The 18,390-nt window shown below is 55.1% G+C and carries 16 protein-coding genes and 4 pseudogenes; 6 read left to right on the plus strand and 14 right to left on the minus strand.

The genetic code is table 11. The features are described from left to right. Nucleotides 1–19 precede the first annotated feature (19 nt). From QTO30_RS12145 to QTO30_RS12155, 3 genes and pseudogenes are all read right to left on the minus strand, one after another. Nucleotides 20–1,221, minus strand: a pseudogene (locus QTO30_RS12145) (ABC transporter substrate-binding protein). An 11-nt stretch (nt 1,222–1,232) separates the two neighbouring features. Beyond that, entirely contained in the window at nt 1,233–1,841 is a 609-nt protein-coding gene (locus QTO30_RS12150; RefSeq protein ID WP_340424368.1) for a CDP-alcohol phosphatidyltransferase family protein, read from the minus strand. Nucleotides 1,842–2,077: 236 nt separating this feature from the next. Continuing rightward, a pseudogene (locus QTO30_RS12155) lies at nt 2,078–4,083 on the minus strand (hydantoinase/oxoprolinase N-terminal domain-containing protein). A gap of 168 nt (nt 4,084–4,251) precedes the next feature. Between QTO30_RS12155 and QTO30_RS12160 the strand changes: the two are divergent. After that, the gene (locus QTO30_RS12160) at nt 4,252–4,866 is read left to right on the plus strand and encodes a class I SAM-dependent methyltransferase (protein WP_340424369.1); all 615 of its coding nucleotides are present in this window, start codon (nt 4,252–4,254) and stop codon (nt 4,864–4,866) included. Here the strand turns inward: QTO30_RS12160 and QTO30_RS12165 are convergent. From QTO30_RS12165 to QTO30_RS12180, 4 genes are read right to left on the minus strand one after another with little or no spacing between them, the layout of a single operon-like run. Next, on the minus strand, nt 4,853–5,242 hold the full coding sequence (locus tag QTO30_RS12165) for a GtrA family protein (RefSeq protein ID WP_340424370.1): 390 nt from the start codon (nt 5,240–5,242) through the stop codon (nt 4,853–4,855). The two genes, QTO30_RS12160 and QTO30_RS12165, sit on opposite strands and share 14 nt — an antisense overlap. Then, nucleotides 5,239–5,808, minus strand: coding sequence for a hypothetical protein (locus QTO30_RS12170; protein ID WP_340424371.1), 570 nt, complete (start codon nt 5,806–5,808; stop codon nt 5,239–5,241). The genes QTO30_RS12165 and QTO30_RS12170 overlap by 4 nt, the downstream gene beginning before the upstream one ends. Nucleotides 5,809–5,846: 38 nt before the next feature. Continuing rightward, nucleotides 5,847–6,236: a hypothetical protein gene (locus tag QTO30_RS12175; RefSeq protein WP_340424372.1), complete on the minus strand. Its 390-nt coding sequence runs from the start codon at nt 6,234–6,236 to the stop codon at nt 5,847–5,849. Nucleotides 6,237–6,240: 4 nt separating this feature from the next. Beyond that, a complete protein-coding gene (locus tag QTO30_RS12180; RefSeq protein ID WP_340424373.1) occupies nt 6,241–7,026 on the minus strand; it encodes a hypothetical protein in 786 nt (261 codons plus the stop codon). Between the two features lie 208 nt (nt 7,027–7,234). Here QTO30_RS12180 and QTO30_RS12185 point away from each other — a divergent pair, with 208 nt between their 5' ends. Continuing rightward, the gene (locus tag QTO30_RS12185; RefSeq protein WP_340424374.1) at nt 7,235–8,401 is read left to right on the plus strand and encodes a glycosyltransferase family 2 protein; all 1,167 of its coding nucleotides are present in this window, start codon (nt 7,235–7,237) and stop codon (nt 8,399–8,401) included. Between the two features lie 553 nt (nt 8,402–8,954). Here the strand turns inward: QTO30_RS12185 and QTO30_RS12190 are convergent. Both QTO30_RS12190 and QTO30_RS12195 read right to left on the minus strand, forming a co-directional pair. Further along, nucleotides 8,955–9,254, minus strand: a complete 300-nt coding sequence (locus tag QTO30_RS12190; protein WP_340424375.1) for a type II toxin-antitoxin system RelE/ParE family toxin — start codon at nt 9,252–9,254, stop codon at nt 8,955–8,957. After that, the gene (locus QTO30_RS12195) at nt 9,254–9,499 is read right to left on the minus strand and encodes a type II toxin-antitoxin system ParD family antitoxin (protein WP_340424376.1); all 246 of its coding nucleotides are present in this window, start codon (nt 9,497–9,499) and stop codon (nt 9,254–9,256) included. Before QTO30_RS12195 ends, QTO30_RS12190 begins: the two co-directional genes overlap by 1 nt. A 122-nt stretch (nt 9,500–9,621) precedes the next feature. Between QTO30_RS12195 and QTO30_RS12200 the strand changes: the two are divergent. Further along, a pseudogene (locus QTO30_RS12200) lies at nt 9,622–10,261 on the plus strand (tyrosine-type recombinase/integrase). A gap of 152 nt (nt 10,262–10,413) precedes the next feature. On the opposite strand, the gene QTO30_RS12205 reads toward QTO30_RS12200, so the two are convergent. Next, the gene (locus QTO30_RS12205; protein ID WP_340424377.1) at nt 10,414–11,442 is read right to left on the minus strand and encodes a Hint domain-containing protein; all 1,029 of its coding nucleotides are present in this window, start codon (nt 11,440–11,442) and stop codon (nt 10,414–10,416) included. Nucleotides 11,443–11,518: 76 nt separating this feature from the next. Then, nucleotides 11,519–11,848: a hypothetical protein gene (locus QTO30_RS12210; RefSeq protein ID WP_340424378.1), complete on the minus strand. Its 330-nt coding sequence runs from the start codon at nt 11,846–11,848 to the stop codon at nt 11,519–11,521. Nucleotides 11,849–12,398: 550 nt separating this feature from the next. On the opposite strand from QTO30_RS12210, the gene QTO30_RS12215 reads away from it, so the two are divergent. Next, nucleotides 12,399–13,004: a hypothetical protein gene (locus QTO30_RS12215; protein WP_340424379.1), complete on the plus strand. Its 606-nt coding sequence runs from the start codon at nt 12,399–12,401 to the stop codon at nt 13,002–13,004. A 305-nt stretch (nt 13,005–13,309) separates the two neighbouring features. Further along, nucleotides 13,310–14,164, plus strand: coding sequence for a surface lipoprotein assembly modifier (locus tag QTO30_RS12220; protein ID WP_340424380.1), 855 nt, complete (start codon nt 13,310–13,312; stop codon nt 14,162–14,164). Here QTO30_RS12220 and QTO30_RS12225 read toward each other — a convergent pair. Continuing rightward, nucleotides 14,125–15,699, minus strand: a complete 1,575-nt coding sequence (locus tag QTO30_RS12225) for an alpha/beta hydrolase (RefSeq protein WP_340424381.1) — start codon at nt 15,697–15,699, stop codon at nt 14,125–14,127. The two genes, QTO30_RS12220 and QTO30_RS12225, sit on opposite strands and share 40 nt — an antisense overlap. Nucleotides 15,700–15,897: 198 nt before the next feature. Here QTO30_RS12225 and QTO30_RS12230 point away from each other — a divergent pair, with 198 nt between their 5' ends. Beyond that, nucleotides 15,898–16,395 carry a response regulator transcription factor gene (locus QTO30_RS12230; protein ID WP_340424382.1) on the plus strand — a complete coding sequence of 166 codons (498 nt, stop codon included), beginning with the start codon at nt 15,898–15,900 and terminating at the stop codon, nt 16,393–16,395. A gap of 296 nt (nt 16,396–16,691) precedes the next feature. Here the strand turns inward: QTO30_RS12230 and panC are convergent. Next, a pseudogene (panC, locus tag QTO30_RS12235) lies at nt 16,692–17,535 on the minus strand (pantoate--beta-alanine ligase). Then, the gene (gene panB, locus QTO30_RS12240) at nt 17,532–18,359 is read right to left on the minus strand and encodes a 3-methyl-2-oxobutanoate hydroxymethyltransferase (protein ID WP_340424383.1); all 828 of its coding nucleotides are present in this window, start codon (nt 18,357–18,359) and stop codon (nt 17,532–17,534) included. Before panB ends, panC begins: the two are co-directional and overlap by 4 nt. Between the last annotated feature and the right edge of the window lie 31 nt (nt 18,360–18,390).

Here is an 18,390-nt window from a genome sequence, read left to right on the forward strand (position 1 = left end):
GGTCAGCATGGTGATCGGCTTACTCGGACACACCGTAGCGTGTCATCCAGTCATCGGCGATACGGGTGGCCCAGCTTGGGTGCGGCTCGGCCTGTACAGTGCCCAATTCAGCGGGCGACAGGGTGGCAACGCCCAGCTCAAGCGCGTCGAACAAGGCGCGGTCATCGTCGGACAAGGCATCCATGTTCAAAACTGTGCCGTAGCCCAAGATCGCGGGGTCTTGTGCACGCGCCTGTGCCTCTGGCGACATCAGGAAGTTGGCAACAACCATCGCGCTTAAGCCTTTGAGCCAGAATTGTAAGGGATCGCGACAAATGACGCGTTACCGATGGTACCTTTATCCAACACAAATGTGCGCACCGATGGCGGCAGTTCATTGTTTGCAATTGCGGTTGAGGCCGCACCGGGGCTGAAGGAAATGGACAGGTCCAGCTCGCCGTCCGCAATCAGTGGGAACATGGCCGTGCCTGTGGGCGGATAGGCTTTGCCTTCACGCCACAGGTTTGGCGTCAACTCGTCCAGATAGACCCAGAGAGGGGCCGTGATCTCATCATAGTTTTCATCTGTTGCCGGGTCGGCCAATATGGATGGGTCAGGCAGAATGTCGACCAACACCTGCTTCAGGAATGTTGTCCCAAGGAAATCCGGTGGCTGTGGGTAGCTGAAACGACCGGGGTTGGCCTGGGTCCATTCCAGCAGGGCCTGCATCGAACCAAGGCGCTCTGGCATGTCGGCAGTGTCATGAACGAACACAACCTGCGCCATGGCCCATGGGCTTTCGAACCCTTCGACGGGGACGGTAAAGTCGGTCTGCACGGTTTTGCCCTCAGCATCGACAAAGGCCCAGTTTGGCAGTTGCTCGGCATAGGGGCCAAACAGCAAATCTGCCTCTTTCATCGCAGCAAAGTTTGCGCCGTTAATCCAGATCATGTCGATGGCGCCGTCGTCATCTTCACCGGCCTGCTTTTCGGACAGCACGCGGGTGACGGCATCAGCGGTATCCGTTAGTTTCACATGTTCCAGCGTAACGCCGTAGTCTTCCATCACACGGTCTCCGACCCAAGCAAGGAAATCGTTGGTGGTCGTGGATCCGCCCCAAGCATTCCAATAGACGGTCTGGCCTTCAGCCTCGGCTGTGACGGCATCCCAGTTGGTGGGGTCAATGTCGGCCAGCGCAGGCACAGGGGTCAGCAATGCGGCCAGTACGGTAAGATGTTTCATGTAGGTGTCCTTCAGTTCGTGTAGATTTGTTTGGCGGCATAAATCCGCAGTGTGGCGGTCGCAAAGCACAGGGCACCAAACACCCAGGCCAGAGGGGAGAAGTATACAGGCAGCAGACAAAGGATCACAAAAAACACGATCGTCTCGGTCCCTTCCAGAATGCCGTTGGAATAGTAGAGCGACTTTTGGCCCTGCGCGTCGGTTTTATGCCCATGCTTTTCAGCCAAGATCGCGTAGCCCAGAAAGCTGGTCCCATTGAAATAGAACGACGCGAGCAGGAAGGCGCCAGCGGCACCGTTCGAGGCCGGATCATAGATGACAAAGGCCATTGGGATCGCGCCGTAGAACAGAAAATCGACCGCGATATCCAGATAGCCACCAAAATCCGTTTTTTGCGTGGCGCGGGCTACAGCACCATCCAAACCATCAGCAATGCGGCTTGCCAGTAAAGGGACAAGCGCAAGCGCAAATTGGCCAAAGACAATCAAAAACGCCGCAATCAAACCAAGGCCAAGCCCAATCAGTGTTACGCTATCAGCTGTAAACCCACGCGATGCCAGCCCGCGACCGATCCGGTTCAACGGCGGGTCGATCAATTGACGTGCGTGACGGTCAAGCATCTGGCCTCATCCCAAGTTGGCTTCCTTGTGGACGATGCGACCCTTTGGCGCAATCAGCCTGACAAGAATGTGAGGTCGACAGGTCGGATTGTCACAATTGGCACGCGCATGATGTTTCAATGGTGCATGACCCAGCAATCATCGAGGCGGCCGGTTCTGCTGCAAGCAACGATAGAGAAAAGCTTTTTGAAATACGCGCCAATGTCAGCATGAACCGTCATTCAGGTCGATCCCGATCACTCGTCCGATGCAATCCTTGGTCGTCCACTTGCCTCGACCCGCAATGTCGCTTCGATGAACATCGCGCGGCTCTCGACGGTGATCTCGGATATGTCACGCGCAACCTGAAACCTGATTTCATCTACACCAGACGCACGCATGCGCATTTCAGCCTCTGACCTCAGGGCCGCCTCAAGTACACCCAGCGCCTCATCCCGGTTCGCGAATTTCTGCGGCCCCTCCGCCAGATGGACAGCAAACACCCCTTCGCCCGCGCTTGTGACCGAGCCTGTCGCCTGAGTACGCACCTGGCCGACAACCGCACCGATCGCATTTGCCACACCGCCGTGCTCAGGCAAAATCATACGCGTACCAAGCCGATCGCCAACCGCATCATAATAGGTGGCGGCAGATGCACCCAGCCCGATCACCGGCACGCCCAAAGACATCTGCATTCGCACAACACCATCGTGCCGGTCTAGTCCCGCGACACTCAGGGGGTGCCGGGCAAGTTTATCTGGATCGGTCCAATTGCGGTCATCCTCGGCAAATCCCGCCTCTAACAGGCAATTCACTGTTTGATCCGTCAATTGATCTATAATTTGGCGGGCAAGCGCTGGCCCGTTCTGGGCAACCCGCGCGCCCGCCCCAGTCCGACGCCGGGCAAAAAGCGTCAGTGCCTTTTCGGCCGCTTCACGATCCCACGCATCGACAAACCCAAGAGCGTGCGATGCATCAGACGGGGTCACACCGGCCAATACAACCAATCCACGCGCGACCAAACGGCCAAGTGCCGGGCTTTCCATGCGTGATTGGACAGCGTGCCCCAATCGCAAAGGTCCATCCGCCAGCCGGTCTGCGACGGTCTGTTCGCGTGTGTCGAGCCCAGCAGGTATCTGTGCCCAAAGCGGGATCACAAACTGACCGCCATCCGGTGCGGGGATATCCTGCGCCAGGCCACGATCCAGCGCTGCATGAACAAGATCTGGATAGCGATGCGCCGCCAGCGACACTGGCATCAACCGTCGCGGACCCAACCGTAAGCCACCGTTCAACCCCTCGACCACATGCACTTCGCTGTCACCGCCCAGGCCTGTTGTGCGCATCGCCACGGCCTCGACCATCGTACGAAAGGGGCCAACGCGCGCGCCTTTGGGGTCAATCTTGGGGCGGCCATTGCGTAGCAGGCAAACGTCGGTGGTCGTTCCGCCAATGTCGCTGACCAAAGCGTCTGTCTCGCCCGTCAGCCAAGCTGCGTAAGCAATTGAGGCAGCGGGCCCACTCAGAATGGTCTCTATCGGTTTTTCACGCGCCAGATCAGCCGATACCAAAGCCCCATCGCCGCGCACGACCATGAGTTTGGCGGTCACCCCAATCTGATGCAGGTGGGTTTCGCAGGCCGTGATCAGGCGATCCAACATGCCGATCAATCGGGCGTTCAATACGGCCGTCAGCGCCCGTTTCGGGCCGCCCAAGGCCTGACTTAACTCATGCGAGCAACTGACCGGCTTGTCAGTCATCTGGCGGATCACGTCGCGTGCGGCCACTTCATGCGCAGGATTGCGCGTAGCAAAGCTTGCAGCGACGGCAAAACCTGTGATGCCCGGATCGAAAGATTGCAACCTGTCCTTCAACGCTGCCAGATCAAGCGCCGCGACCTCGCCCCCGAATGATTGTGCCCACCGGCTAAATGGATCACCGGATCACCTCGCAAGGCCTCGGTCAGGCCCGCACGTGACAAATCGGCATCTGAAAAGCCGATCGCAATCAGCGCGATGCGCCCACCCTGCCCTTCGACCAACGCATTGGTCGCCAATGTTGTGGACAATGAGACCATCGCAATATCGGCCTCGGCGACCTGCGCATCATTAATAGCCGCATCAATCGCTGCCCCGACACCGATGGAAAGATCAGGCCGCGATGTCAGCGCCTTGGCTGAGGCAACAACACTGTCCCGTGCCTCATCAATGACAACCGCGTCTGTATAGGTTCCGCCAGTATCAACACCCAAGAGGTAAGCCATTGATGCGCCCTGTTCTTTGCTGCCTTGCCACTGCGCACAACGATGGTCCAAATTGCGACGCCAATCCACCTCAGTTCTGCCAAAAGCGCCATTTAATGCGCGGCAATCCTTTACGTTAACCGGCTGTTCATCCAGTCTGACCCAAGCCCAAGTGACAAGAGACCCAAGATGTTCAAGCAATCCATTGGCCAAGCACATGAAAAACTAGTGTTCAACCGCCGGGTTCGCGTTCTTGTCGAGCAGATCGGAGCCCTTCTGCCACCCGGGTCAGACATGCTGGATGTGGGTACGGGGGACGGCCAGATCGCCAAGATGATTGGCGCGCGGCAGGATGGTACAAAGGTACAAGGCATCGACATCATGAAGCGCGAGACAATCCATATTCCGGTCACGCTCTTCGACGGCACGACTATCCCAATGGAGAACAACGCCGTTGATGTCGTGACATTTGTTGACGTTCTGCACCACACAGATGATCCGCAAATCCTGATAAGCGAAGCCGCGCGCGTAGCCCGCAAGGCAGTGATCATCAAAGACCATCTGAGCGAAACCAAACTGGATCATATGACTTTGCGGGCAATGGACTGGGTCGGCAACGCGCCACATGGCGTCGTACTGCCTTACAACTATGCGCCACGCCGCAACTGGGATGGCTGGTTTGACAAAGCGGACCTAGCAACGGATGAGTTCATCACTGACGTGCCACTTTATCCCGCCCCGCTGAGCTGGGTGTTCGGCCGCAAGCTCCATTTCATCGCCCGACTGACACCTACTGCGGCTTGAATATCACATAGCGACAAATCAGATAGCTGATGACTGCAGCTGTGCCTGCGGTCACCAGAAACAGGCCTGTATCGAGAATGAAATTTTTGGTCACAAAACGGCTGCTGATTGCCGACACAAAAGTAAGACTGCCCAATTGTGTTACACCATAAATCAACATGGCCGCCTTGCCTGATTGATCATCGCGGAAGGTGAACTTCTTTTGCGCCAGAAATGCCAATGGAATGCACAACAAATATACAATCATGCTGGTTGGCAGCGGCGGGGCATCGACCATACCAATCAAAGCGGCCATCACCAGTGCATAGGCAAGACTAAAACTGCCTCCTACCAACAGAAAACGCGCGAATGCCCATAATTGGTTGGGCTCCCTCATTCGCGTAGAACTTCGAACAGGATTTGGGTGTCGTCATCAATAGCGACAGGGTGCAACCAATCCGCACCGCCGCCATTGGCAAGGGTGTCGACGAAATCGCTTTCGTAGTCATATCCGCGACAGATCAGCAAATGCGTCGCGGGTGATGCACGGACGTAGGTCGCCATATCTGCGCTTTCCATGCGAAACGGTAAGATGCCGTTCTCCATGGCTTTGGCGCTGCGGTGATAGGGTGCCGACAATCCGTCATGATGGGTGGCCCAGATCAACCCAGGGCCAAAGTTCAAATGGCTGAGGATCACACCGGGTGGCACGGCATTCAGCGCCATCAGAGACCTCTGCTCTAGGCAACCACCGCGCGATATGACCTCTTCGCTCCGCTCTTTTGCGACGTAAGATTCCAATGGGCCAATGATCAACCCCGGAGACGTGATCACCACAACCATAACAATCGCCAGCAATCCTTGCGCCAGATCGCGGTTCTTGAGATAGCCACGCACCAAATGCGCCGCAACAACACCGCCAATCACAGGGACAACGGACGCAACCATGATGACGCTGCGCATTTGCACAAAAACCAATAACACCCCGATGACGCACAGGATCAAAAGCAATCCGAGCGCTTGATCCTGATAACGCTTCGGCTCACCTGACAAGCGCGACACGATCCAAAGTAGGCCGTTACCAGCAACGATACCAAAACGGGCAGCATGAACAAAAGCGCTCTCTCAGGCTCGGTACGGGCAAAAGATAGCCCGGGTCGGGCCTCGGTGATGCGCCCGCTGATTGTCTCCTGAATGACCTCAGGCAACGCACCATAAGGCCCAGCCAAACACCCCGACAGTAGCGGCCACGCCAAGCCCATGCCAATTGCAGTCAATCCGAGGGCGGCAGCCAGTTGAAACCATGGGCCTTGAAACCACCTACCGGCAAGCAGCGGTACAGTGCTGGCAACCACAGCGATCGCCACCAGCAGCAGTGTCTGCAGACCCAATTGGTCACAGACTTGCTGCGCCCATATTCCGGGGGGTTTGGCCCATCCAAAAAAGGACGCTGCCAAGCGTCAAGGCCGCACAAAAGGTAAACAGCAATGTCCGACTATGGGATGATGGCAAAAAGACAGCACGTATGAATATGGCCAAGCCGCCGCCCACAATAAACGGCAGGCTTTCTAACCCAACGGCCAGCGAAAAACCCGCCGCGATGCCGCCAACGCAACCCGCGGCAACAGGCCTGCTGGGCCAGATCACCGCAAATATCAGAAACACCATCGTCAACATCTGCATGTTATGATGGTCAAGCTGGCCCGCCCGCGAATGCAAGTCGGCAGTAACGGGCCAGAACGCCACGCAAAATACGGCGAAACACGCTGCCGCGCCTCCAAAAATACGCCGCGTACCAAAGCCAATTGCCAACAGATGAACGACCATAATCAAAGTCGGCCAAAGCGTGGCTGCGATCAGTTCGGCGGTGTCCATCGGAAAGATGAAAGAAAATGGGATAACGAGCGCAGCAATGCCAACGTCAATATAGCGCGACCAGTGCAACGGCACACCGTCTGGCGGCAGCAAGCGATACTGCGCCACATCATACCAGTCCTGGCCTGCAATCCAGTCACGCACAGACAACATGCGCATGATATCATCATTGCCAAGGCCCGAAAATTCAGAGCCGAGTTTCGCCCCATCAAGCGCAGACTTCAGCATGACAACCAAAATAGCTAACCAAAGCGCGGCCCTCAGGGGGTGCGCAAGCAACAATCGCAATCCGGAAGGGTGGGTCATGGCGGCCAACAATCTTTGGATAAACAGTGAAACGGATAACATCTGTTCGTATCGCGCAACATTGTTTGAAATAGGGCGTCAGATCGTCACAAAAAGCTGTTGCACAAAGGTCGCGGTGTGCCAAATGTACCGTACAGCGCCGTCTGAATTGCGCCCTATTTAACCGCTATCTGCAATCCGGCGATGTGACAAACCAAAGCGGACCAATATGACCGAACTGACAATCCTGATGCCCTGCCTTGATGAGGCTGAAACGCTTGAAACCTGCATCGTCAAAGCCTTTGACTATCTCAAGCGGTCCGGCGTGGACGGTGAAGTATTGATAGCGGACAACGGCTCGACAGATGGCAGCCAAGAGATTGCAAGGCAGTTGGGTGCCCGCGTCGTGGATGTACCGATTAAGGGCTATGGTGCGGCACTGAGTGCCGGTATCGCTGCGGCCAAGGGCCGTTTCGTGATCATGGGCGATAGCGACGATTCATACGATTTTTCCAATCTTGATCCCTTTGTCACAGAACTGCGCGATGGCGCCGACCTTGTAATGGGCAACCGTTTCAAAGGTGGGATCGCCAAAAACGCGATGCCTCCGCTACACCGCTATCTTGGCAACCCCGTGCTATCGACTGTGGGGCGTGTCTTTTACCGCACACCTGTTGGCGATTTTCATTGCGGGCTGCGCGGTTTTTCACGCGATGCAATTTTGGGTCTGCATCTGAACACCCCCGGCATGGAATTCGCATCCGAGATGGTGATCCGTGCGACACTGTTCGGCCTCGATATCCGCGAGGTGCCAACCACGCTGAAACCCGATGGTCGCACCCGCGCACCCCACCTGCGCAGCTGGCGCGATGGCTGGCTGCATCTGAAACTACTTCTGACCTTCGCGCCCTATTGGTTGTTCTACTATCCCGGGTTGGTGCTTTTCGGCGTCGGAGTGATTAGCTTTACTGCGCTGATGTTCGGGCCGGTCACGATCGGCGACGTCAGCTTCGATGTGGCCACCATGATTTTGGCAAGTGCGCTGATCCTGACCGGTTTCCAGATGGTTTGTTTTCACGTCCTCACACGTATCTTTGCCGTCCGTTTCAACCTTTTGCCCCAATCGCCCCGATATGAGCGTTTCCGCAACAAGATTTCGGTTGATAACGCGTGCATCTTTGGCGGGCTGCTTTTACTTATCGCCCTTATCTCAACCCTTGCCGGTGTGTTCAGTTGGGGTGCCACCGGGTTTGGCGATATGATCGCGACCGACATTGTGCGACCAGCAGCACTATCGGTGGTATGCGCATCGCTAGGCGTGCAGGTGATCACCACCGGTTTCCTGTCTTCGATGCTCCAACAGCAAATCCGGCCCGATACACCCATCACTGACTAACGGCTATTGCGACAACCCGTTCTCTGGTCGCTCACCAGAACGAGAGAGAACACGCATCCTTTGATACAACAGGTCAACGATCCACACGAAGACCTGATCCACATACCCACACTGAACCCGTCGGGGATTGCGACCGCGAGATCTGCGAATATCCGGACGGGCGATTGCAACAATCTGGCCTTGCAATCGAGTGGGCCTGCGCCGATTGAACTTTTGCTGCATCGCCCATGGGCTTGGCGATTTTTGTCCTGGCTCACAACAAGCCCGACGAATATGTCGCGGTGATGATATGATAGATAGTGCACAGGTGATGGCGGGGGCTTTAAAGAAAATCTTACCACGCGAGTAGAAAGGTTGATGGCTAACGGCGTAGCAAAGGTCCGGTTTGAGCCCGGAAGTGCCGGATGTTGCGTTCGCGACCAATTTCAGCGATGCGCAGAAAGTGGACTTTGCAAAGATGCAAAGTACCGTTTCCGCCGATTGCGAAGGCCTTTCCAAAGGAACGCCTAATCACAAGCGGCGATGCTGCAGGTGCAGCCCGGATAGCGGACATTCAACGTGACGAGAGATGCCGCTCAACATCCATGCTTTGATGAAGAACCCTTATGGTTGTGATGAATTCACCATGGCGTTTGAAGTAGATGGCATGATGGCCAACGAATACTTTGCGGTATCCCTCGCGGAAATCGACCGTTATTCCTGTCTTGTGATCTAGCGCAATTTCCTCAAAAACATTGATGATGTAGTTGGTGTAGTGCTCTGCCTGCTCGGCTGACCAATCACGCGCGGTGTATATCCAGATGTCCGCGAGGTCTGCTTCCGCCATCGGCGAAAGCAAATAGGGTGACGACATCAGCTCGTGTTCTTCTGACGCATACGCGTTTGAAAGGCGTCACGGTCAAAGAAATGCGGCTCTCCCGAGTTCTCACCGGCCACCAAGGCGTCCTTCAGTGCCTGAACTTTTGCTTCATGCTCCTCGAGAAGCCTAAGACCAGCCCGAACAACGTCGCTCGCCGATCCGTAGCGCCCATTGCTGACCTGCGTCTCAATGAAACCTGCGAAATGGTCCCCCAGGGACATCGAAGTATTTTTTGCCATGACTTGCCTCCCTGAGGGTATCTATACCAATATTGGGTATTTTTCAATATCGTCGAAATGTGTTATGTGACCTTGTCAGACTACTGACGATGGAGTGCATGTAGCGGATCAGAGGATCAGTCATGGACACACAAAACTTACCAGCAATTCGTGCGGCTCGCTCGGCATGGAACAAGGGCCGGATCGCTGCGGCATAAGCGTCCGCTCAAACCAAAGCATGTCTGGGCCATCAGGGTTCGTCTTGAACTTGCCGAACACCATCGCGACCTTGCCCTGTTCAATATGGCAATCGACAGTAAACTCCGCAGGTGTGATTTGGTGAGGATGAAGATCGCCGACGTTATGGCTTCAGGTCAAATTAAAGAACGCGCATCGGTCCTACAAAGCAAAACAAAGAACGCCGTTCGCTTCGAAATATCGGAAGGCACGTGCGCCTCTTTGATCAGATGGGTGCAAGATCCGCAAATGGCCGGGTCGGAATACCTTTGGCCAGAACGGTTTCACGGGCGTCTGCACATCTCCACACGCCAATACGCGCGGATCGTCCATGATTGGGCTACATCGATTGGTCTGGAGGAAAGCGCTTACGGTACACATTCAATGCGGCGAACCAAGGTAGCGCAGATCTACAAGAAAACAGGCAACCTGCGCGCCGTCCAGCTGCTGCTTGGGCACACCAAGATGGACAGCACAGTCAGGTATCTTGGCGTTGAACTTGAGGATGCGATTGCGATTGCGATTGCCCAGTTGATCGAAATTTGAGCTAAGATAGAAGCGGCTCGAACCGACCCCGGGTCAAAGTTCGGGCTGCTGCGGTGCCGCCGGGCCCATTACTGCCGCTGAATTGATCTTAGCAGTCTGCGCTGCGGCCCGTCGAACCAGACATTTGCTGCTATTGCTCAGTTACCGAGAGTTCAGTTGGTCAACAGGGGCTTCTTGTTATTGACATGCCGAGCAATTAGCTTCCGCTGCAACTTTCCTGTTGGGATATACCGAGCTGCTTTTGGTGCGTGGTTCCGCGTTGATATCTCCGGAAAAATTGTCAGTATTTCATCTCTCGCATCAAGGCTAAGGGCCCTCAAGGCTTCGGGCCCTGTAAAGAGGCTTTCTGTTGGAGTCCCTTCAGCATAGATGAGCTCATGCTCTTGGAAAAGAAAATGAAAGTACTCGACAGTGTCGACAGACTCATCGACATAGATCCCCGGAAGGGCGGTTAACTTAATCGCTGAAACTAGTACTTCAGAATTTCCAAACATCCGCAGCGCAATTTTTGACCGCACGAGCATCCGATGTTGCCTTGAAACCAAGAGATCTCGTTCGGGCAGCCCATTGCCCAACGCTCCCTTCACGATGCGAACGGGGCGCATATTTGGATTTTCCTTCAGTTCACTGGATGAGTATCGACGACGACCAATCCAACATATCTTTTGAAGGCCATGTTCAACCGTGAGAACGGGATCTCCAACCGCATATTCCTCAGCAGACCTATCACCTGTGCTTCCGGTCATCAACGTACCCGCAGTAAGGCAAGGGATCAGCCCATCTTCAAAGGCAATGATGCCGACAACCTCAGTTGTGTGACCTGTCTCTCCATCATTTGACTGTTCTTCGTCAATAAAGACGCCAACGGTGCTGTCAGTCTGACCTGTGATAGAAACGGTTGCAGTATCTGGACCATCGAGTGTTTGGGTTTCAGCTAGAACTACGCTATCCGTAAACGTCGCACCCAAACCGAATGTACTTACTGTCTGCGTGACGGTATCGCCCGAAACGCTTGCTGTGCCACTTGTTGCATCTCCACCCGCTTGAATAGCGATCCATCCAATAGTTTCAGCGCCATGTACGCCGTCCTCCGCCTCTTCCTCTTGTAGTGTAAGATTAAAACCTGCCGTCGTGATGGCTGAAGGGTCGCTATCGACTGTTGTTGTATCGTTGTTCGACATCACTGACGTCAGCACAACCGGTGGGTCAGTAAACCCTCCATTGAAGGTCGCGCTCCCACCCGCATTTTGCCCAGAACTAGAAACAGAGGTTGTGCTTAGCCTCTATCGTCCGTCCATCCGGGAGAGTATGGACACCTTCTTCGATGGCGAGCCAATTCACCGTCTCTACGGCTGGATGTGGGCCATCAAGATACTCCCACTCCTCAATAATAAAGGTGAAAGAGGTCGTGTTTCCATCGGCATCAAATGTCTGGCCGGTCAGACGGATAGTGAAGTCATCACTGCCGTTACTGGTCGCCGAAAACGCAAAGACGGGATCGTCTAGGGCTTCTGTGAGGTTCACTGTGATTGGTTGGTTCGCTACCGGCGAACCAGTGGTTATGCTGCCTGCCTCACCAATTGCCATTCATTTCAAAAAACTGGAAAGCCCAGTTTCCCCCGCTGCCATTGTGTTGCTAGTCTGACATGAGGACAGGTTAACACGACACACTCTATTGGGCACCCACAATCATAGCGCGATTACCAGTTTCAACAGCGCATCGTGCAAAGCTCAGTCAGAAAGCCCCATAATCGTCATGGCTACAGTGTGTGACGGCCCGATGCGGACTTTTAATGAACTGTCAGAATGCCGAGCTTGCAGCCCGCTTTACGGACATTCTCCGCGATAGCGAAGTCTCGAGAACTGTGAATCGGAAAGTCGCGGGACAAAGCCACTGTTCGGTATTGAGTTCAAATAGCTCATTTGAACTCAATCAATACCAGCCGATCATAGGTTTTTGAGGAAATTCGACATCTTTGGTCAGATGCAATGGCGTTCAGCGATATCGCGGTATGGGCATTCATCACTGTTTCAGGCCGTCAACCTAGAGGTTCTTCTAGGTTATCTGAAAAGCGAAAAACTGCAGGCTACCAATACGTTTGTTCCGCATAGGAACGTAGAATTGGAAGGTCAAAAAATGCAAAAATCTCTTTTTCTGGCACTTGCTGGATTAAGCCTGCTTGGACTAACGGCATGCGGTAGTTCTGGTGGCTCAGGTGGAGGGGCTAGTCTTGGCGACTCTGCCGGTGAAAGCCTCACTGACTATGACGATGTCGACGATCTGCTGACAGATATCGAAGACGGCACGCTTGCAGCCGAGGATACGACGGCGCGCACAGGCTCTGTTTCGATGACCGGCGCGGTGGGTGTGAGCGATCTTGGCGATGACGAAAATCTAACACTGATTGGCGATCTGGTCGTCAACGCAAACTTTGACACCGACACCGCCACCGGGTCTGCAGATGGCTTTACGCTGTTCGACGAAGACACTGATGCCGTTGACAGCGATGTTACAGGATCGCTGACGATGTCCGGCGGCACCATTAACGCCGCCGATTTCGACGCGATGCTGTCGGGTACATTGACCGAAAGCGGTGATGATTTTGACGTCGCGCTGACGCTTGATGGTGGCTTTGCCGACAATGGCGGCACTTTAGTCGTTGGCGGGGGTGTGTCTGGAACCATCACTGGCCCAGACGCCATGCCCGAAGATGTTGAGGGCGGCTTTGCTGCCTCTGAGTAATGAGTTCTGGCGGGCAAATCCGAAGACGTTTTGCCCGCCAAGCTACAAAAGTGATGTATCTGTACCTTATTCTTTTGACCTTATGGATGATAGCGCTCGGCGTTCCTGCTGAGGCGCAGGACAGAAGCTCTCGGTTCCTGTCAACACTTGAGACACTTATCCGAGATGGTGAACATCGACGTGTCGAAGCCAATTTGGCGCGGCTTATCCGAAAGGCACCTACTGAGGAAGCCGCAGCACCTTATGCTGTGCTCCTGGCAGACGTCTTGCGGCGAAGGCCTGTGCAACTAAATAGCAGTTTCAGGTTGCTCCCGAGCACAAATGTCACCAGGGCGGCGGCATCAAGAACGTTTTCAACGCTATTGGGTGACTTCAATATTGATAATGGTGGTGATCCAAAATCTGGACTTGGCCTGACTGTCGGCCTTGGCGCAACTTATCGGCTGCCGCTGGAAAGCGGGCGAACACTCCAACTGGGCGGGCAATTGGGAAGGACGCTTTACGAAGATGATGCACAGCGCTATTGGTCAGGCAACTTAGGTGCCGACATCATCGCGCGCAGACCTCGGTCCACCGTTCAATACGGGCTCGCGATCAGTCGGACGGTCTATGACCAGAACGGTCCGAGCGACACCGATAGTCCGGACGCTTGGCGATATACTCTGAGCGCAAGTCATTCTCAGGATCTTGAAACTGCAACGCGTTCCCTCAAAGCCCGTCTTGAGTACCGTGACTATGTCGAGCAGGACGCAAAAGACGGCCCCTTTCTGTCGTTTGGCGCCACTTGGTCGAAACCAGCAGGATCGCGAGGCAGGTTGCAGTGGGGTTTTGGGCTTGAACGACATTTTCCAGAGTTGGCGTATCAGCGCAATCTGGGTGGGACGGTGCATCTCGGCTACAGCCACCTACTGACAGATACTTTTCGCCTCAGCGGTACAGCCAGCACGACCTACCGTTTCTACGACACGGACTTTGGCGCTGTTGACTATGCGCGTGAAGACAAGATCAATCGTCTTGCGATTTCGGTTGCAGACTCGCGATTGCGCCTCGCCGGCGCAATGCCAACATTCTCGTGCACCTACACAGACCACATGTCCAACATCGCGCTCTATGAAACGGATTATACTGATTGTTCGATTACGCTGTCATTTGCATTTTGATCAACAAAAAGACCGTCCAAAATCTGATCCAGCTTTTGCCCCAGGACCAGATGCCCTGCATCCTCAAATGACCGAAATGTTGTGCCGGGTATACCCGCTGCCATCGCCCGTGCGTCATCAATCGGACATAGCGTATCCTCGACCCCGTGAAAGAAGCGCATCGGCCGGGTCAGGCTAGAAAGATCTTTGACCCAATCTGAATGCAAATGGGCCACCTCGTCGATTGACGCACGTGCTGCCTTATTCGCAATCAGCCGGATCCACTCTCCCAGCGCAAGAGACCTGTAAGCGACATCAATGCTTGCAAGATCGGACGGGGCTTCGCGCAGCATGAAGTCCAGTGATTTGCGCCCCAGCGATGGAACGCGCGCGATCGCATTGTAAATCCGTGTCAGTCCGGCAATCACCCGACCATCCTGCCTGAACCGCGTTGAAACCTCGGAAAAGAGTGCGGCAGACCCAGAAAGCACGCGGGCTTCATCCTCGGGTCGGATCGCCTGCGGTGTTGCAACGAATACGACTTCACTCACTTGTTCGGGATGGTGTCGTGTAAACTGCGCGGCCCAGGCGCACCCAGCACTTTCGCCCATGCAGATAACGGGTTCACCGCAAAAATACTCTACGATTTCTGATGCTGCCTTCAAGATTTGCCTTTGGGCGGTGCCTGCACCGTCATTGGCGCGAAAAAAGTGCCGGGGTATCATCAATAGCCGCAGATTCTTGGCCCTAAGCTCTTCGACCATGTCTGGCGTGAACATGATGGGCGCAAGCATCGAATGAAAATACAAGATTGGCTGTCCACGACGTGCGCCAAACTCCCAGACTGGGATATCTCTTGTTGCGTCGAAAGAGATCGAATGTACAACAACATCGCGACCGTAAACGTCTCGTACCAAATCAACTTCGGGACTGCGCTGATCAGGCCGCAACAAATCATCTAAGATGTATGATGAGAGCGCGATTGAGATTTCACGCAGCAAGGCTGGCTGACCGTTCACACCAGCCTTTTCCAAAATCAGACGAACTTGTTTGCGCTTGGTGTCATAGCTTGCATCAACAAAAGCGGCAGCCGAGGCGAGGTCGTGGCCCGTCAGCAGCAAGCTGACCAATCTGAATTCGCTGGGTGTCAGGTCCAAAGCCGTCGATGCAGCGAATGTTTCCCGCGTCACAAAGACTGCAATAGCGGCGACCGATCGTGGGGCCAGGGGCCATCGCTCCAGTCGATCAAAGACATAGACCAGCCCCGCCTCGGTCATCGCAAAGCGCGGTCCATTGGCCCGCCCAGCAAACTCTGCGAAGTGCTCAGGGAAAGGAGAGGTTTCGCCGGGACTAAGGGGGTGCACCAACCGGCGCCCATCATGTCCGTAGAGCGTGACGGGTAGGTTGCAATCGCCAAATGCGCCGAAAAAGAAACGGTCAAAGACCCGCATGTCGTCAGGTAAGGAAAGCGTGCCGTTTGCGTGATCACGCCAGGTCGGTAAACCCGCTTGGACAGTTTCTTGCAAGGCAGAACGGCCTTTTCGCGACATACTCATCAATGATCTCCACGTTGGGCCAACTGTGCCCTTTCGGGTGGCAATAAAGCAAGTTTCAAAAAGTAGGCAATGACCCCCCTGTAGGGGGGCGAGCGGCACATTCGATATCTGCCATCACAACGGCAGTTATCATTGAGGTGCCTTGCTGTGTTTCAGAATGCAAAAGACTTTAGCCCCCTTCAACACATTGCGACTGTGGTGTCGCAAATAAACGCTGACGGTCGTTTGATTGACCTTCCTGATGACGAAGCAAAGACACTGGCTGCGTTTTCTGATGTTCTGAACGTCGGCGATCACCTGTCTATTGTGTGTCCGGACAGTGGGCACAGCTCTGAGCTTGCGGCACATTTGACTGATCCGTTTTCGCCCCTGCACAGGTCTTTTGTTCTCTATTCGCGGCGCGCGAATGCGGATGTGGCCGTTCACTTACTCAAGCAGTCTCTTGAGCGTTCACTCGTCGTTATCAACATCCATAAAGGTGTCAGTTCTTACGAAACACTCTCGCTTACACCACGAGAGAAGGATGTTGTCCGCCTGGCTGCACGCGGCCTCAGACGAGACAGAATGGCGCATGCATTGGGAATATCAGTCGCAACCATCGACCTGCACTGCGCCAACTTGCGTCATAAACTCAATGCAAGGACGACGGCTGAAGCCGTTGCAAAGGCGACGGTTCACAGGTGGTTAGTCGGCTAGTTGGATACTTCTTTGCCGAGACATACGCCACGTAGCGCGGCAAGTAGGGCCACTTACCGGATACCTTTGATGTTCTGTCAGTAACGTCGGCGCAATACTTCTGCTTACAATCAGACATACAAACTCAACAGTTGTTCGCGAATGTCAGCTTTTCTCTGCAGTCCGTATCTATTGGCAACCCTGGGCCTCAGGTTGCGGAAGGATCGTGTCCGGTTGGGGCTGGCACACGTCATCAAGCGCATATGGGTAGTGCTCGCTTCGTCCGGCAAAGCCGACCTTCAGTGCACCGGTCTGCTCTACACTGCGATGTTATCAATCAACCGCACACCCGCCAGCCAAGCCGCGGCAAACAGGCGGGCTTCTGGCTTAGTCTTGTCAAGCAACGACAAATCACCACCATCCCGCAGTTCCAGATAGTCCACGTCGTTGAACCCAGCGGCCATGATGCGCGTTTTGGCGTCTGGCAGGATGTCAGTCATCGACGCGCTTAGCTCGCAGCTTCTCCCGCATATCCTCCATCACCTCGGCCAATACCGGTGCACGAATGCGTGAGCGATCTGACAGAAGCAGATTACGCGAAGACATCGCCAACCCATCCTCTTCACGGATCGTCGGGCAGCCGATCACCTCAACGGGCAAATCCAGATCGCGGGCCATCCGTCGCACGATCTGCAGTTGCTGATAATCCTTCTTGCCAAAGAACGCATAGTTGGCCGACGTCTGCGTAAACAGCTTGGACACCACCGTCGCCACCCCGTCAAAATGCCCCGGGCGGCTTTCCCCGCAAAGCATATCCGTCAGACCGGATACCGACACGGTTGTCGCAAAGCCATCAGGGTAAATCTGGTCTGGTTCCGGCACATAGATCAGATCGACACCAATGGATTCCAGCTTGCGCGCATCCTCATCCTCGGTTCGGGGATATTTCTTGAGATCATCAGGATCGTTGAACTGTTTGGGGTTCACAAAGATCGTCACGATCACCCGGTCACACTTTTCCCGTGCTGCGCGGGCCAAGGACAGATGCCCCTGATGCAAAGCGCCCATCGTGGGCACAACGCCAATCGTCTCATCCGCCTTGCGCCACAGCGCCGTTTGCTGGCGCAGGCCTAACAACGTCCGTTCAATTGGGGCGATCATGTCGAAGGGGCCTCATCCGCAAAAACATGTTCGTCCGCCGGAAAGCTGCGCGCGCGCACTTCGGCTGCGTAAGCCACAATTGCGGCCTCGGCATCATCCCCTAGATGGGCGTAACGCTTTACAAACTTGGCTTTGAACGCGGTGAACAAGCCCAGCATGTCATCAACGACCAGTATCTGCCCGTCACACCCCGCACTCGCGCCAATCCCAATCGTCGGGATCGGAATGCGCGCGGTAATCTCATCGGCCAAGGACTGTGGCACTTTCTCCAACACCACAGCGAAGGCCCCGGCTTCGGCCACAGCATCTGCGTCCGCCAGTGCCGCATCACGCGCCTCACCGCGCCCCTGCACCTTATAGCCGCCCAGCGTGTTGATCGACTGCGGCGTCAGCCCGATATGCGCCATCACCGGAATGCCCCGCGCGACCAGAAACGCTATCGTCTCGGCCATCGCAAGGCCGCCTTCAAGCTTCACAGCCCCCGCCCCGGTTTCAGCCATCAAACGGGCGGCATTGCGGAACGCCTGTTCCTTACTCTCTTCATACGACCCAAATGGCATGTCGATCACCATCATCGCAGTGGTCAGCCCCCGCGCGACGGCCTGTCCGTGCATGATCATCATCTCCATCGTGACCCCAAGGGTCGAGGGCAGCCCATGCAGCACCATCCCCACGCTGTCACCCACCAGCACAAAGTCGCAATGTTCATCCATCATTTGTGCCATCGGCGTGGTGTAAGCGGTCAGGCTGACCAGCGGTGTGCCGCCTTTGGCGGCGCGGATATCATCCGGCATGGGGCTGCGTTTTCTGGCGGTGGCACTCATATCAGGCTCCCTCAAGTCTGCCCGCTCGATA

Origin of the sequence: Yoonia sp. GPGPB17, from assembly GCF_037892195.1 — a bacterium.
Taxonomy (GTDB): domain Bacteria; phylum Pseudomonadota; class Alphaproteobacteria; order Rhodobacterales; family Rhodobacteraceae; genus Yoonia.

Coding starts and splice junctions, on each gene's coding strand:
- QTO30_RS12210 (WP_340424378.1), bottom strand. CDS start 11,848: ATGGCAATTGGTGAGGCAGGCAGCATAACCACTGGTTCGCCGGTAGCG.
- QTO30_RS12225 (WP_340424381.1), bottom strand. CDS start 15,699: ATGAGTATGTCGCGAAAAGGCCGTTCTGCCTTGCAAGAAACTGTCCAA.
- panB (WP_340424383.1), bottom strand. CDS start 18,359: ATGAGTGCCACCGCCAGAAAACGCAGCCCCATGCCGGATGATATCCGC.
- QTO30_RS12190 (WP_340424375.1), bottom strand. CDS start 9,254: ATGTCGTCACCCTATTTGCTTTCGCCGATGGCGGAAGCAGACCTCGCG.
- QTO30_RS12165 (WP_340424370.1), bottom strand. CDS start 5,242: ATGAGGGAGCCCAACCAATTATGGGCATTCGCGCGTTTTCTGTTGGTA.
- QTO30_RS12160 (WP_340424369.1), top strand. CDS start 4,252: ATGTTCAAGCAATCCATTGGCCAAGCACATGAAAAACTAGTGTTCAAC.
- QTO30_RS12195 (WP_340424376.1), bottom strand. CDS start 9,499: ATGGCAAAAAATACTTCGATGTCCCTGGGGGACCATTTCGCAGGTTTC.
- QTO30_RS12180 (WP_340424373.1), bottom strand. CDS start 7,026: ATGACCCACCCTTCCGGATTGCGATTGTTGCTTGCGCACCCCCTGAGG.
- QTO30_RS12205 (WP_340424377.1), bottom strand. CDS start 11,442: ATGTCGAACAACGATACAACAACAGTCGATAGCGACCCTTCAGCCATC.
- QTO30_RS12185 (WP_340424374.1), top strand. CDS start 7,235: ATGACCGAACTGACAATCCTGATGCCCTGCCTTGATGAGGCTGAAACG.
- QTO30_RS12150 (WP_340424368.1), bottom strand. CDS start 1,841: ATGCTTGACCGTCACGCACGTCAATTGATCGACCCGCCGTTGAACCGG.
- QTO30_RS12215 (WP_340424379.1), top strand. CDS start 12,399: ATGCAAAAATCTCTTTTTCTGGCACTTGCTGGATTAAGCCTGCTTGGA.
- QTO30_RS12170 (WP_340424371.1), bottom strand. CDS start 5,808: ATGCGCAGCGTCATCATGGTTGCGTCCGTTGTCCCTGTGATTGGCGGT.